Below are 13,139 nucleotides of genomic sequence, written 5' to 3' on the forward strand. Positions count from 1 at the left end.
TTTTGGGCTTAGCCGCCCGCCAGTCGACGCAGGTTCCGTTCGACGCGCCGCTTATAGACGGCCACCGCGCGCCCGGCGGCGTGATGCCCCTCGCCGGCGACGATCGCCCGTGCGGCCGCGAAAGACGCCTCCGCCGCTGCGTCGATCTTCTCCGCCACCATCAGGCTGCTCTCGCGCTTGGGATCGACCGCGCCGAAGGCCATCTTGGTCAGCCGCATGGCGATGACCGCATTGGCCGTAACGCTCAAGGCGAGCGCATCGACGAAAAGCGTGGTCAGGCCCGACTTGCTGTCCATAAGCGTGAATCTCCCTCGGCGAGAGGCCAAGTCTGCGCCATCTGTGACAGAAATGCAAAGGCCCTGCCTGCCGAGCGTTAGGCTTTCGTTGTTGCGACGCGGCGCCTGGGCCATGGCGGCGCGCATGCCCGACTTCTCGGCGGCGCCGAAATCTCGGCTGCTGTGGACAGGGGGTAATTGCGCTCGGCTTCGCCCCCAAATCTCCTGCTTCCCTCCGCCGCCATCGCCCCCCATATTGCCGCCATGGCGAAGTCCCCCGAAAAGCCCAAGAAAGACGCTCCGAAGAAAGACCCTGCGCGGCCCACGCGCGCCAAGGCGTCGAAGCCCGAGCTGGCGCCGCTTGCGCCGCATCTCGCGCAATTGCTGAACCCCGCGCTCGCGCCTGGTTTCGAGGATGCGGGGCAGGCGGCCTACGACCCGTCCGATCCGCTCGGCGACGCGGAGGTTCAGAAGTGGGTGCTGGGCGACCTGCCGCCGCAAGGGGGGGGAGTGGAGGCGACGGCGGATTCGCTGGCGCAGCTTCTGCGCCTCGGCGATCCGAACCTGCGCGACAAGAAGCCCTGGGTCCCGCACCGGCCGGAGCGGCCGGAAAAATCGGAGGGCGGCGTCAGCTTTGATCTCGTCTCCGACTATACGCCCAAGGGCGACCAGCCGGCGGCGATCGCGGAGCTGGTGAAGGGCATTCAGGCCGATGAGCGCGATCAGGTGCTGCTGGGCGTCACCGGCTCGGGAAAGACCTTCACCATGGCGAGCGTCATCGCCGCGACGCAAAGGCCGGCGCTGATTCTCGCCCCGAACAAGACGCTGGCGGCGCAGCTTTACGGCGAGTTCAAGAGCTTCTTCCCCAACAACGCCGTCGAATATTTCGTCTCTTATTACGACTATTATCAGCCCGAGGCCTATGTGCCGCGCTCCGACACCTACATCGAGAAAGAGTCGAGCGTGAACGAGCAGATCGACCGCATGCGCCACGCCGCGACGCGCGCGCTGCTGGAGCGCGACGACGTCATCATCGTCGCATCGGTCTCCTGCATCTACGGCATCGGCTCGGTCGAAACCTATACCGCCATGACCTTCTCGGTGCAGCTTGGCGAGAAGCTGGAGCAGCGGCAATTGGTGACGGACCTCGTGGCGTTGCAATACCGCCGCGTGCAGGCGGATTTTACGCGCGGAACATTCCGCGTGCGCGGCGATACGGTCGACGTCTTCCCCGCGCACTATGAAGACCGCGCCTGGCGCGTTTCCTTCTTTGGCGACGAGGTGGAGTCCATCTCCGAATTCGACCCGCTGACCGGCAAGAAGACGGTCGATCTCGAATTCGTGAAGGTCTATGCGAATTCGCACTATGTCACGCCGCGTCCGACGCTGCTTCAGTCGATCAAGGCGATCAAGGAGGAGCTGAAGCAGCGCCTCGACGAATTGAACCGCTCGGGGCGTCTGCTCGAGGCGCAAAGGCTCGAACAGCGCGCGCGCTTCGATCTGGAGATGATGGAGGCGACCGGCTCCTGCGCCGGCATCGAGAATTATTCGCGCTATCTCACCGGCCGCAAACCGGGCGAACCGCCGCCGACGCTCTTTGAATATCTGCCCGACAATGCGCTGGTCTTCGCCGACGAAAGCCACGTCTCCATCCCGCAGATCGGCGCAATGTACAAAGGCGACTTCCGCCGCAAGGCGACGCTCGCCGAATATGGCTTCCGTCTGCCGTCCTGCATGGACAACCGGCCGCTGCGCTTCGAGGAATGGGACGCGATGCGGCCGCAGACGGTCAGCGTCTCCGCCACGCCCGGCAGTTGGGAGCTGGAGCAGACGGGCGGCGTCTTCGTGGAGCAGGTCATTCGCCCCACAGGCCTCATCGACCCGCCGGTCGAGGTGCGTCCGGCGCGCTCGCAGGTGGACGATCTTCTCGACGAGGTGCGCGCGACCTCGGACATTGGCTATCGCACGCTCATTACCGTTCTGACCAAGCGCATGGCTGAAGACCTCACCGAATATCTGCACGAGAATGGCGTGCGCGTGCGCTACATGCACAGCGACATCGATACGCTGGAGCGTATCGAGATCATTCGCGACCTGCGCCTCGGCGCCTTCGATGCGCTGGTCGGCATCAACCTGCTTCGCGAGGGGTTGGACATTCCCGAGTGCGGGCTGGTGGCGATTCTCGACGCTGACAAGGAAGGCTTTCTGCGCAGTGAGACTTCGCTGGTGCAGACGATTGGCCGCGCGGCGCGCAATGTCGACGGCCGGGTGATTTTGTATGCCGATCAGATCACCGGCTCGATGAAGCGCGCCATGGACGAAACGGAACGGCGCCGCGCCAAGCAGATGGCCTATAATGAAGAGCACGGCATCACGCCGGCCTCGATCAAGCGCGGCATCGCCGACATTCTCGGCTCGGTGGCCGAGCAGGATCACGTGACGGTCGATACGGGCTACGACATCGCGCCGGGCCATAATCTTGCGGCCACGATCGCAGATCTTGAAAAGCGCATGAAGGAGGCCGCCGCCGACCTCGCCTTCGAGGAGGCTGCGCGGCTGCGCGACGAAATCCAGCGGCTGCAGAAAATGGAGCTGCTGGGCGACCTTCCGCCACTGGAGCGCGCCCAGCGGGCGCGTGAGGTTTCGCGTCACAAGGGCCACGAGCCCGAGGGCGCGCTCTCGACACGCGCGCGGAAACCGACCGACGCCGATATGGGCCCGCATAATTTCGGCGGCGGCGAAGCGCGGCCGGTGGGGCGCATGCCGCCCGCGCGGCCGGCGGGGCGATCGAGCGGAGGAAAGCCGGGAACGCGGACGGTGAAAGGGAAGCCGAAGTAGCGACGTTGAACCTCTCCCCGCTTGCGGGGAGAGGGAGGGGGAACAGGGCGATCGGGTGAACGCTGGGCGTGAGCAAATCCCTCCCCTTTACGGGGAGCGACTATCTGGTCTGTCAAGGATGGACTGGAGGGAAAGCGTCCCTGGCTTCTCTTGCTCTTGCGTTGAGGATGACGAGAAGTTTTCGGGCGAGGGCGATTCGGGCGACCATTTTGGGTTTTCCCTTCTGGATGAGGGCGTTGTGGAAAGCCTTGAGCTTCTTGTCGAAGCGCATTGCGATGCCGGCGACGAGGAAGAGGATGGAGCGAACGCGGGCGCGTCCGCCGCGGATGTGGCGATTGCCCCTGCGGGCGCCGCTGTCGTTGGCGATGGGGGCGAGGCCGGCGAGCTTGACGATCGCCTTGTTGGAATAGACGCCGATCTCCGGGAGCTCGGCGAGGAGGCGGGCGACAGTGCGGTCGGCGACGCCCTTGACGCTGCGCAGGGCGGCGTCGAGGCGCGCCCAGAGCGGATCCTTTTCGATTTCGGCGGCGATCTCCTTCTCGAAGCGGCGGGCCTCCGCATCGAGGAAGGCGATGACGGCCTCGATGCTGCCGCGCGCGAGAGCGTCGCTTGTCGTATGGCGGCGCTGCTTTTGCGTGACGAGGTCGGCGACGATCTGCGAGAGACGCGTGGTCAGCGCCTCGAGACGCTGCTGGGCGTCGCTGGGCGGCTTTGTCTCGACGATGTTGAGGGCGCGGGCGGCGCCGGCGATGAGGCGGGCGTCGATCGCGTCGGTCTTCTCCAGCGCGCCGGCCGCCTTGGCGAAGTCGCGAACCTGGCGGGGATTGACGCGCGCGCAAGGTAGGCCGCTTTTCCAGAGCAGGAGAAAGGCGAGCTTTTCGAGGCCGCCGGTGGCCTCCATGGCGACGAGCGCGACGCCGTGCTCTCGGCAGAAGCCGGCGAGCGCGTCGACGCCCTCGGCGGTGTTGTCGAAGGCGGCGGCGACGTTGGGCCCAGCGACGAAGACGTCGAGGCGCGCCTTGGAAACGTCAACTCCACAAATGATCTTTGCCACGGTAACCTGCCTTGTGCGTGCGATTGCAAATCAAGCGACTGTTCGGTCGTGCGCAGCTGCGGCGACGATCCCAGGCTCCCCGACGGTTGTAGCCAAAGGGTGGGCGGGCGACATCGCCGCGCGTCGGGAGGGATGGCCATCCCTCCCGACGCAGGTCGCTTGAATCTCACAAATCCGTTGATAGGCAGATACAAGGGTGGCCCCGCGAAGCGGGGTCGGGTGGGGTAATGCCCCGCCAATATAGTGGCGGCGCAAACCCCACCCGGCGGTCTTCGACCGCCGACCTCCCCGTAAAGGGGAGGTATTTGGCGGCCAGCCGCCGAGATTGTCGTTCACCCGATCGCCCTGGGAGGAGAAAAACCGCAGTTCACAAATCCGCCATTCTCGATTAGGGTCCGCGCCGACTCCGCCGCCCGCGCCGGGCGATGCGGCCTTTTTGCTTTTCCGCGCTATCTGACCGACCGACCCGGCCGGAGGGCGCTGCTCAAGGAACCACATGGCCAAGGAAGAACTGCTCGAATTCCCCGGGATCGTAACCGAACTGCTGCCCAGCGCGATGTTCCGGGTGAAGCTCGAGAACGACCACGAGATCATCGCCCACACCGCCGGCAAGATGCGCAAGAACCGCATCCGGGTGCTCGAGGGCGACAAGGTGTTGGTCGAAATGACGCCCTACGACCTCACCAAGGGCCGCATCACCTATCGTTTCCGGTAATTCCTTTCGGCGGAGCCGCTATTCGTGACAGCCGAACCCGCCGCCCCCAAGGCGAAGCTCATCCTGGCTTCCGCGTCGCCGCGCCGTCTCGCCCTTCTGCAGCAGGCCGGCCTGGAGGCCGATGCGTTGCTGCCCGCCGATATCGACGAGACCCCGCAAAAGGGCGAATCGCCCCGCGCGCTGGCGATTCGGCTCGCGAGCGAAAAAGCCGCAGCGTCGGCCAGGGTTCGCGCCGCGCATGACGATCTAAGGCAGTCCTATCTGATCGCCGCCGATACGGTCGTGGCCGTTGGGCGCCGCAGCCTGCCCAAGCCCGAGACGACCGAGGAGGCGGAGGAGTGCCTCCAGCTTTTGTCGGGCCGGCAGCATCGCGTCTATACGGCGGTGAGCCTCGTCAATCCGCGGGGTTTCGAGCGCAAGCGCCTCGTCGAGGCGCGGCTGCGCTTCAAGCGGCTCTCTTCCATGGAGATCGACGCCTATCTCGCTTCCGGAGAATGGCGGGGGAAAGCCGGAGGCTACGCCATCCAGGGGCTGGCCGGGGCCTTCGTGGTCAAGCTCGTGGGTTCCTACACAGCCGTCGTGGGACTGCCGCTTTACGAGACCGTGTCGCTGCTCGCGGGGGAGGGGTACCCGGTATTGCAGCCTTGGTTCGCCAAGGCGTGAGCGCTGAACCGCTCTCTCTGCGCGTGGGAGCGGGGAGAGCGCCGCTCGACAAGCAACCGCCCAACATTTGTGGCGTCGCGATATTGGCGCAGTCGAAGACCATCCCAATTGGGTGGCGGGAAATGCAATGCCAATGGTTCTAAATCCCCCCTGGACGGAAGTCGCGCTGCGGCTGGGGCTGACGGTGATCGCCTGCCTCGTGCTCGGCTTCAATAGAAGCCAGCATGGCAAGGCTGCGGGCATGAGCACGACTCTTCTCGTCGGGCTGGCGGCGTCCGTCGCGATGATCCAGGTCAATCTGCTGTTGCCGACAGCGGGGCGCCAATCCGATTCCTTTGTAATGAATGACCTTATGCGATTGCCGCTCGGCATTCTGACAGGGGTGGGGTTCATAGGCGCGGGCGCGATTCTGCGCCGCAGCGACATGATCCGGGGCGTCACCACGGCGGCGACCCTGTGGCTCGCGACGGTAATCGGTCTCGCTCTCGGCGGAGGCCAAACATATCTGGGCCTAGCCGCCACTGTTCTTGGATTATTCGCGCTCTGGGGCGTGAAGCGATTTGAAAACCTTTTTCGGCAAGAGCACATTGCTCATCTATCGGTTGAACTCAGTCAAATCGGTCCAGGCGAGGCGGAGATTCGACGGCGCCTTACAGAAGCGGGAATGTCCATTCGAGGAAGCAGCATTCTTTGCGAGGGGCTTGGCGCGCGCCGCCGAATGGAGTTCGAAGTGACCGAGCTTCGACGCCCTTCCAATTCCGCGCCGCCCGATTTCTTCCACGAACTGGAGCGTGTGGAGGGCGTCGTCCGGCTCAGATGGCGGAGCTTTTCTTAGAGCCCGGCTACCCCGCATATCGCCGCGCGTAGCGCCGCCCAAGCCGCGTGAGCACTTCGTAACCGATCGTGCGTGCGCGCGCGGCCAGCGCCTCGACGTCGATCGACTCGCCCAGCAGCTCCACCCATTGCCCGCGCTCGGCCGCGCCCTTCGGCGCGTCGGTCACGTCGAGCACGACGTAGTCCATCGACACGCGGCCGACGAAGGGGCAGCGCGCGCCGCCCACGATGGCCTCGCCCGCGGGTTTCTCCGGCGCGGCTGTGGCGGAGACGGGCAGGCCGTCGGCATAGCCCGCCCCGATCGTCGCCACGCGCGAGGGGCGCGGGGCTTTCCAGACGCCGTCATAGCCCACCGTGTCGCCCGGGCTCAGGTCGCGCACCGAAATAATCCGCGCCGAAATATGCGCCACGGCGCGCATGGGATTGCGGGCGCCCGGCGTCGGATTGCCGCCGTAAAGCGCGTAGCCCGGCCTCACGACGTCGAAATACGGCTTCTCGGGCAGGAAGACGCCGGAAGAATTCGCCATCGACGCAAGGACGCCGGGGAAATGGGCGCGCACCGGGAGAAAATCCGCGATCTGCCGGGCGTTGATGGGATCGGCGGGCAGTTGCGAGCTGACGAAATGGCTCATGACCAGCGTCGGCGCGATCCCGCGCGCCCGCGCGACGACATCCGCCGCCATCCTCGGCGCGAAGCCGAGCCGGTTCATGCCGGTGTCGAAATGGAGCGCCGCTTCGAGCTTGCGCCCGAGCGTCGCGCCCGCCGCCGCCCATTCCTCGAGTTCCGCGAAAGAGCCGATGCAGGGGCGCAATCCCGCCGCCGCGAGTCGGGGCGCGCAGCCGGGAACGACGCCGTCGAGCACATAGATCGTCGCCTCCGGCGCGAGGGCGCGCGCGGTCTCGCCTTCCAGCAGATTGGCGACGAAAAAGGTCTTGCAGCCGGCGCCCGCGAGCGCCCGCATGACCGCCGCCTGCCCAAGCCCATAGCCGTCGGCCTTGACCACGGCCCCGCATTCGGCGCCGCCGGAAAGGCTCGCGAGCTTCCGCCAGTTGGAGACCAGCGCCGAAAGATCGACCGTCAGAAGCCCGGCCTCGACCGGCTCGCAAAAGTCAGTCGGGACCGTCAGGCGCTCGGCGGGCGAAATGATTCCCATGGAAGGACAGTGTAGACCCCGAAACGGGGCGGGGAAATGGCGAGGTTCAATCTTCAACGCCCATTCGGCCGCTTTGTCGAAACCGTGCTAAAGCCGCGCCGCGACCCACGGAGCTCCGCGCGTTTCACCATGACCGACGACACGACAGCCCGCTTCAGCCGCCTCCGGCAAATCCCGTCCAGCGTCTGGGCGCTGGGATTCGTCTCGCTGCTGATGGACTTCTCCTCGGAGATGATTCATGCGCTGCTGCCGATCTATCTCGTCTCGACCATGGGGGCGTCCATGGCGCAGGTGGGCGTGATCGAGGGCGTCGCGGAGGCCACTGCGTCGATTGTGAAGATCTTTTCAGGCGCGCTCTCGGACTGGTTCGGAAGCCGCAAGCTTCTCGCCATTCTCGGCTACGGCCTCGCGGCGGCGACGAAGCCGATGTTTCCGCTCGCGCCGAATGTCGGATGGGTGACGGCGGCGCGATTCGTCGACCGGGTGGGCAAGGGGATTCGCGGCGCGCCGCGCGACGCGCTCGTCGCCGACGTCACGCCGCCGGCTCTGCGCGGCGCCGCCTTCGGCCTGCGCCAGTCCCTCGACACGGTCGGCGCCTTTCTTGGCCCTGCGGTTGCCGTGCTGGTCATGTGGGCCACGGTGGACGATATCCCCGCCGTCTTCTGGGTCGCCTGCATTCCGGCGATTCTCGCCGTCGCTGTCCTCGCCTTCGGCGTCCGCGAGCCGGAGGAGACGCGCCCCGCGCGTCCGGCGCGCTTTCCGCTCCATTGGGACGAACTCAGGAGACTGGGCGGCGCGTTCTGGCTCGTTGTCGCCGTGTCGGCGGCTTTCAGCCTGGCGCGCTTCTCCGAAGCGTTCCTCATTCTCAAGGCGCAATCCGTCGGCCTGCCGGACGCTCTCGCGCCGCTGGTGCTCGTCGCGATGAATATCGTCTACGCCGGCGCCTCCTACCCGGCGGGGGCTTTCTCCGATCGCGGCGACCGCGTCACGCCCCTCGTCGCCGGGCTCGCGATTCTGATCGTCGCCGATGCGGCGCTCGCCTATGCGCAGTCGCCGCCGCTCGTCTGGGTCGGCGTCGTGATTTGGGGGCTGCATATGGGGTTGACGCAAGGCCTCTTTGCTGCGCTCGTCGCCGACTCGGCCCCGGCCGGGCTCCGTGGCACGGCCTTCGGCGTTTTCAACCTGACGGGCGGATTGGCGCTGCTCCTTGCGAGCTTGGTCGCCGGAGCGCTCTGGGACGCGTACGGCCCCTCGGCGACCTTCGCCGCCGGCGGAGGTTTCGCCACGGTTTCGCTACTGGCGTTGCTGTTGATCCGCCGGCCGTGACGCACGCCGGCCGGGGCGTCTCGCCGCGCGAAGGAGAATGGCCTAGTTGCGGCGCCGCACCATTTGAATTATCCACTCTTTAGGGAGCCTTTTCGGACTCATTCCGAAAAGCGCGCGAGAGGGACAAGCATGGCAAACGCCGGAACTGACGAGCGCGCCGCAAGGCGCCCGCTGTCGCCGCATCTGACCATCTTCAAGCCGTGGCTCACCATGGCGATGTCGATGGCCCATCGCATCACCGGGGCCGGGCTCTATGTCGGCATGGCGCTGATGGCGCTCTATCTGCTCGGCGCCGGATTCGGCGGCTGGCTTCATGCGCTCACCGGCTGGCTGGCTTCGGGCGTCGTCGGCGGCCTGATCGTCTTTCTGATCACCTGGGCGATCTTCCACCACCTCCTGGGCGGCGTTCGGCATGCGCTCTGGGATCGCGGTCTTTATATGGACAAGGATGGCAGGGAGCTTCTTGCTCAGGCGTCGCTCTATGGCGGGATCGGCCTCACCGTTCTGCTATGGATCGTCAAGTCTATCGCGGGCTAACGGAGACGCGTCGAATGTCGATTCCGACTCACTTCAAGAGCGGGCGCAGCGGCCATGGCGCCGCCTATGTCTCTGATCATGAGGGCTCCGCTCACGCGCATTTCATGCGCATCTCGTCCTATGCGCTCGCGCCGCTCGGCGCGCTCTCGGCCTGGTGGCTCGCGGGCGTCGTCGGGAAGACGCTTGAAGGGGTGAGGGCCGAGATCGGCCGTCCCTTACCCGCGCTCATTCTCATCGCCTTCGCCGTCGTCGGCATGATCCACGCCCGCCAGGGAATGAACGAGATCATCGAGGACTATGTCCACGACGCAGCGCTGAGAGAGAAGGCGCTGCGCTGGAACAGGATCGCGTCGATCGCCATCGCCGCCGCCTGGACGCTGGCGATCATGCTGATCGCCGCCCCCAAGTAAGACGACAAGCGTCGCGCGCCAATGAGCCGCGAAAGAACGACGACAACAAAGGCTGCGAGAATGGTTGCGAATGGCGCTGCTTCATCCGTTTCGATCGGCGGACGGGCCTATCCGATCGTCGATCACACTTTCGACGTGGTGGTCGTCGGGGCCGGCGGCTCCGGCCTGCGCGCCGTCGTCGGCTGCGCCAAGGCGGGACTGAGCGTCGCCTGCGTGACCAAGGTTTTCCCGACCCGTTCGCATACGGTCGCGGCCCAGGGCGGCGTCGCCGCCGCGCTCGGCAATATGGGGCCGGACGACTGGAAGTGGCATATGTACGACACCGTCAAGGGCTCCGACTGGCTCGGAGACCAGGACGCGATCGAATATCTGTGCCGCAACGCGCCGCAGGCCGTCTACGAGCTCGAACATTGGGGCGTGCCCTTCTCGCGCACGAACGAGGGCAAGATCTATCAGCGCCCCTTCGGCGGCATGACGACCGATTTCGGCAAGGGCCCGCCCGCGCAGCGCACCTGCGCCGCCGCCGACCGCACCGGCCACGCCATGCTGCATACGATGTACGGCCAGGCGCTGAAGCATGAGACGAAATTCTTCGTCGAATATTTTGCGATCGACCTCATCATGGACAGCGCGGGCGCCTGCCGCGGCATTGTCGCCCTCAAGCTCGACGACGGGACGATTCACCGTTTTCGTTCGGCGCTGACCGTGCTCGCGACGGGCGGCTATGGCCGCGCTTTTCTCTCCGCGACCTCCGCGCATACCTGCACGGGCGACGGCAACGGCATGGTGCTGCGCGCCGGCCTGCCGTTGCAGGACATGGAGTTCGTGCAGTTCCACCCGACCGGTATTTACGGCGCGGGCTGCCTCATCACCGAGGGCGCGCGCGGCGAGGGCGGCTATCTCACGAATAGCGAGGGCGAGCGCTTCATGGAACGCTATGCGCCCTCCGTGAAGGATCTCGCGCCGCGCGACATGGTGTCTCGCGCGATCACGGTCGAGATCCGCGAGGGCAGGGGCGTCGGCAAGCGCAAGGACCACGCCTATCTGCATCTGGAGCATCTCGACCCGGCGATCCTGCATGAGCGCCTGCCGGGCATTTCCGAGAGCGCCAAGATTTTCGCGGGCGTGGACGTCACGCGCCAGCCGATCCCGATCCTGCCGACCGTGCATTACAATATGGGCGGCATCCCCACGAATTATCACGGCGAAGTGCTGCGCAAGGTCGGCGGCGATCCCGATTCAGTGGTGCCGGGCCTGATGGCGATCGGTGAAGCGGCCTGCGTTTCTGTGCACGGCGCGAACCGCCTCGGCTCCAATTCGCTCATCGACCTCGTGGTCTTCGGCCGCGCCGCCGGCCTGCGCGCGGCCGAGGTCGTGAAGCCCGGCCAGTCACAGCCCGAATTGCCGGCCGACTCGGCGGAACTGCCGCTGTCGCGTCTTGACTTCGCGCGCAACGCCAATGGCTCGATCTCGACGGCGACCCTGCGTGACAAGATGCAGCGGACCATGCAGTCGCATTGCGCCGTCTACCGCACGGGCGAGGTGCTCGCCGAGGGCGTCGCGGGCGTGCACGAGGTCTGGCGGGAGGCGGCGGACGTGAACGTCTCGGACCGCTCGCTGATCTGGAACTCAGACCTGGTCGAGACGCTGGAGTTCGAAAATCTCATCGTGCAGGCCGCGGTGACGATCGAGTCCGCCGCCAACCGCAAGGAATCGCGCGGCGCGCATGCGCGCGAGGACTTCCCCAATCGCGATGATGCGAACTGGATGAAGCACACGCTGGCGTCGATCGACCGCGAGAAGAAGACGGTCGCGATCGATTACCGCCCGGTGCACAGCTACACGATGACCAACGAAGTGGCCTATATCGAGCCGAAGGCGCGGGTGTACTGAGGCCTCTGACGGGCCAGAATAATAACCGGTTCGCGCGTTGCTTCCGGATAGCCCAGCCAGGAGGGCGGGTCATGAATGCGATCATCATCCGAACCATCAGCCCACAAGCGATCGCTCGAATAGAGGAACTCGCGGCGACCCACCATCGAACCGTGGAGGAAGAGGCGGCGGCGATTCTGGAGAGAGCGGTCTTCGATCGCGCCTCGCGCCTCGCAGAAATCGACCGTATTGCTGCTATGACGCCGAAAGGCGTGGAGCAAACCGACAGCACGACCATCATTCGAGAGGCTCGTGACCGGTGGTGATTATCGACGCCAGCGTCGCCGTCAAATGGTATGTCGGCGAAGCGCTTCATCCGGAAGCGCGAGAGATCTTGGCCTATGCCGATGATCTTCTTCGACATCGCTCTCGATCTTGGCCACCCCTTTCCCGGTTGCGTCTATCTTGCCTGCGCGATTATGAACGACGCAACTTTGGTGACCGACGATCGCAAATTCCTGGAAAAGGCTGTCGTTAACGGTCACAAAAGTCGCATGGTCCTTCTCGCAGATTGCAGGCCGCGAGAACGGCGTGACGAGATCGAGGGTTAAGCAATGGTCGAATTCACCCTTCCCAAAAACTCCGTCATCGGCGAAGGCAAGGTCTGGCCGAAGCCGGAAGGCGCCGTCAATCTGCGTGAATACCGCATCTATCGCTACAACCCCGACAGCGACGCCAATCCGCGCATCGACACTTTCTTCGTCGATTTGGACGATTGCGGGCCGATGGTGCTCGACGGCGTCATCTGGATCAAGAACAAGGTCGATCCGACGCTGACCTTCCGCCGTTCCTGCCGCGAGGGCATTTGCGGCTCCTGCTCGATGAATATCGACGGCGTGAACACGCTTGCCTGCACCAAGGGCATGGACGAGATCGAGGGGCCGATCAAGCTCTACCCGCTGCCGCATATGGGCGTGGTGAAGGACCTCGTGCCCGACCTCACCATTTTCTACGAGCAGCACGCCGCGATCGAGCCCTGGCTGCATGCCGGCGTGAACCCCGAAAAAGAGCGGCTGCAGTCGCCCGAGGACCGCGCCAAGCTCGACGGCCTTTACGAGTGCATTCTCTGCGCCTGCTGCTCGACGGCATGCCCGAGCTATTGGTGGAACGCGGATCGCTTCCTGGGCCCTGCCGCGCTTTTGCAGGCGCATCGCTGGGTGCAGGATTCACGCGACGAGGCGACGGAGGAGCGTCTGGGCTATGTCGACGACACTTTCCGCCTCTATCGCTGCCATACGATCATGAACTGCACCAAGGTCTGCCCCAAGGGCCTCTCGCCCGCCAAGGCCATCGCCGAGCTGAAAAACATGGCGATCGCCCGTCAGGAAGCCTGACCGGAAGGCCTGAGCGCGGAGCAATCGGGTGAATGCTCGGGCACGAGCCGATCTCTCCCCTTACGGG

Annotated in this window: 14 protein-coding genes; 11 read left to right on the forward strand and 3 right to left on the reverse strand. The window is 65.4% G+C overall.

What is annotated here, in order from left to right:
- Nucleotides 1–8 precede the first annotated feature (8 nt).
- Nucleotides 9–296 carry a hypothetical protein gene (locus tag ACNHKD_RS10430; protein WP_442753419.1) on the reverse strand — a complete coding sequence of 96 codons (288 nt, stop codon included), beginning with the start codon at nt 294–296 and terminating at the stop codon, nt 9–11.
- Between the two features lie 243 nt (nt 297–539).
- Here ACNHKD_RS10430 and uvrB point away from each other — a divergent pair, with 243 nt between their 5' ends.
- Nucleotides 540–3,113, forward strand: a complete 2,574-nt coding sequence (gene uvrB / locus ACNHKD_RS10435; RefSeq protein WP_442753420.1) for an excinuclease ABC subunit UvrB — start codon at nt 540–542, stop codon at nt 3,111–3,113.
- Between the two features lie 112 nt (nt 3,114–3,225).
- Here uvrB and ACNHKD_RS10440 read toward each other — a convergent pair whose 3' ends face one another.
- A complete protein-coding gene (locus ACNHKD_RS10440; protein WP_442753421.1) occupies nt 3,226–4,167 on the reverse strand; it encodes an IS110 family transposase in 942 nt (313 codons plus the stop codon).
- 496 nt (nt 4,168–4,663) lie between these two features.
- On the opposite strand from ACNHKD_RS10440, the gene infA reads away from it, so the two are divergent.
- From infA to ACNHKD_RS10455, 3 genes are all read left to right on the forward strand, one after another.
- A complete protein-coding gene (infA, locus tag ACNHKD_RS10445; protein ID WP_016920926.1) occupies nt 4,664–4,882 on the forward strand; it encodes a translation initiation factor IF-1 in 219 nt (72 codons plus the stop codon).
- A 24-nt stretch (nt 4,883–4,906) separates the two neighbouring features.
- A complete protein-coding gene (locus ACNHKD_RS10450; RefSeq protein WP_442753422.1) occupies nt 4,907–5,545 on the forward strand; it encodes a Maf-like protein in 639 nt (212 codons plus the stop codon).
- 133 nt (nt 5,546–5,678) lie between these two features.
- On the forward strand, nt 5,679–6,380 hold the full coding sequence (locus ACNHKD_RS10455; RefSeq protein ID WP_442753423.1) for an MgtC/SapB family protein: 702 nt from the start codon (nt 5,679–5,681) through the stop codon (nt 6,378–6,380).
- Between the two features lie 7 nt (nt 6,381–6,387).
- Here ACNHKD_RS10455 and alr read toward each other — a convergent pair whose 3' ends face one another.
- The gene (alr, locus tag ACNHKD_RS10460; RefSeq protein WP_442753424.1) at nt 6,388–7,533 is read right to left on the reverse strand and encodes an alanine racemase; all 1,146 of its coding nucleotides are present in this window, start codon (nt 7,531–7,533) and stop codon (nt 6,388–6,390) included.
- 129 nt (nt 7,534–7,662) lie between these two features.
- On the opposite strand from alr, the gene ACNHKD_RS10465 reads away from it, so the two are divergent.
- From ACNHKD_RS10465 to ACNHKD_RS10495, 7 genes are all read left to right on the forward strand, one after another.
- Complete coding sequence (locus tag ACNHKD_RS10465; protein WP_442753425.1) at nt 7,663–8,859, forward strand: MFS transporter; 1,197 nt, start codon at nt 7,663–7,665, stop codon at nt 8,857–8,859.
- A 129-nt stretch (nt 8,860–8,988) separates the two neighbouring features.
- On the forward strand, nt 8,989–9,396 hold the full coding sequence (gene sdhC, locus ACNHKD_RS10470) for a succinate dehydrogenase, cytochrome b556 subunit (RefSeq protein ID WP_442753426.1): 408 nt from the start codon (nt 8,989–8,991) through the stop codon (nt 9,394–9,396).
- Between the two features lie 14 nt (nt 9,397–9,410).
- On the forward strand, nt 9,411–9,806 hold the full coding sequence (sdhD, locus tag ACNHKD_RS10475; protein WP_442753427.1) for a succinate dehydrogenase, hydrophobic membrane anchor protein: 396 nt from the start codon (nt 9,411–9,413) through the stop codon (nt 9,804–9,806).
- 60 nt (nt 9,807–9,866) lie between these two features.
- Nucleotides 9,867–11,699 carry a succinate dehydrogenase flavoprotein subunit gene (gene sdhA / locus ACNHKD_RS10480; protein WP_442753428.1) on the forward strand — a complete coding sequence of 611 codons (1,833 nt, stop codon included), beginning with the start codon at nt 9,867–9,869 and terminating at the stop codon, nt 11,697–11,699.
- Nucleotides 11,700–11,770: 71 nt separating this feature from the next.
- Nucleotides 11,771–12,004, forward strand: coding sequence for a FitA-like ribbon-helix-helix domain-containing protein (locus ACNHKD_RS10485; RefSeq protein ID WP_442753429.1), 234 nt, complete (start codon nt 11,771–11,773; stop codon nt 12,002–12,004).
- A 75-nt stretch (nt 12,005–12,079) separates the two neighbouring features.
- Entirely contained in the window at nt 12,080–12,289 is a 210-nt protein-coding gene (locus ACNHKD_RS10490; RefSeq protein ID WP_442753430.1) for a hypothetical protein, read from the forward strand.
- A gap of 3 nt (nt 12,290–12,292) precedes the next feature.
- Nucleotides 12,293–13,072 (forward strand): succinate dehydrogenase iron-sulfur subunit, encoded by a 780-nt coding sequence (locus ACNHKD_RS10495; RefSeq protein ID WP_442753431.1) that lies wholly within the window; start codon nt 12,293–12,295, stop codon nt 13,070–13,072.
- Nucleotides 13,073–13,139: the final 67 nt, after the last annotated feature.

This window comes from Methylocystis sp. JAN1 (genome assembly GCF_052186135.1).
Taxonomy (GTDB): domain Bacteria; phylum Pseudomonadota; class Alphaproteobacteria; order Rhizobiales; family Beijerinckiaceae; genus Methylocystis.

Bases quoted from the DNA above. Each gene is read 5' to 3' on its own strand.
- ACNHKD_RS10430 (WP_442753419.1), bottom strand. From the start codon at position 296: ATGGACAGCAAGTCGGGCCTGACCACGCTTTTCGTCGATGCGCTCGCC.
- uvrB (WP_442753420.1), top strand. From the start codon at position 540: ATGGCGAAGTCCCCCGAAAAGCCCAAGAAAGACGCTCCGAAGAAAGAC.
- infA (WP_016920926.1), top strand. From the start codon at position 4,664: ATGGCCAAGGAAGAACTGCTCGAATTCCCCGGGATCGTAACCGAACTG.
- ACNHKD_RS10455 (WP_442753423.1), top strand. From the start codon at position 5,679: ATGGTTCTAAATCCCCCCTGGACGGAAGTCGCGCTGCGGCTGGGGCTG.
- alr (WP_442753424.1), bottom strand. From the start codon at position 7,533: ATGGGAATCATTTCGCCCGCCGAGCGCCTGACGGTCCCGACTGACTTT.
- ACNHKD_RS10465 (WP_442753425.1), top strand. From the start codon at position 7,663: ATGACCGACGACACGACAGCCCGCTTCAGCCGCCTCCGGCAAATCCCG.
- sdhC (WP_442753426.1), top strand. From the start codon at position 8,989: ATGGCAAACGCCGGAACTGACGAGCGCGCCGCAAGGCGCCCGCTGTCG.
- sdhD (WP_442753427.1), top strand. From the start codon at position 9,411: ATGTCGATTCCGACTCACTTCAAGAGCGGGCGCAGCGGCCATGGCGCC.
- sdhA (WP_442753428.1), top strand. From the start codon at position 9,867: ATGGTTGCGAATGGCGCTGCTTCATCCGTTTCGATCGGCGGACGGGCC.
- ACNHKD_RS10485 (WP_442753429.1), top strand. From the start codon at position 11,771: ATGAATGCGATCATCATCCGAACCATCAGCCCACAAGCGATCGCTCGA.
- ACNHKD_RS10490 (WP_442753430.1), top strand. From the start codon at position 12,080: ATGCCGATGATCTTCTTCGACATCGCTCTCGATCTTGGCCACCCCTTT.
- ACNHKD_RS10495 (WP_442753431.1), top strand. From the start codon at position 12,293: ATGGTCGAATTCACCCTTCCCAAAAACTCCGTCATCGGCGAAGGCAAG.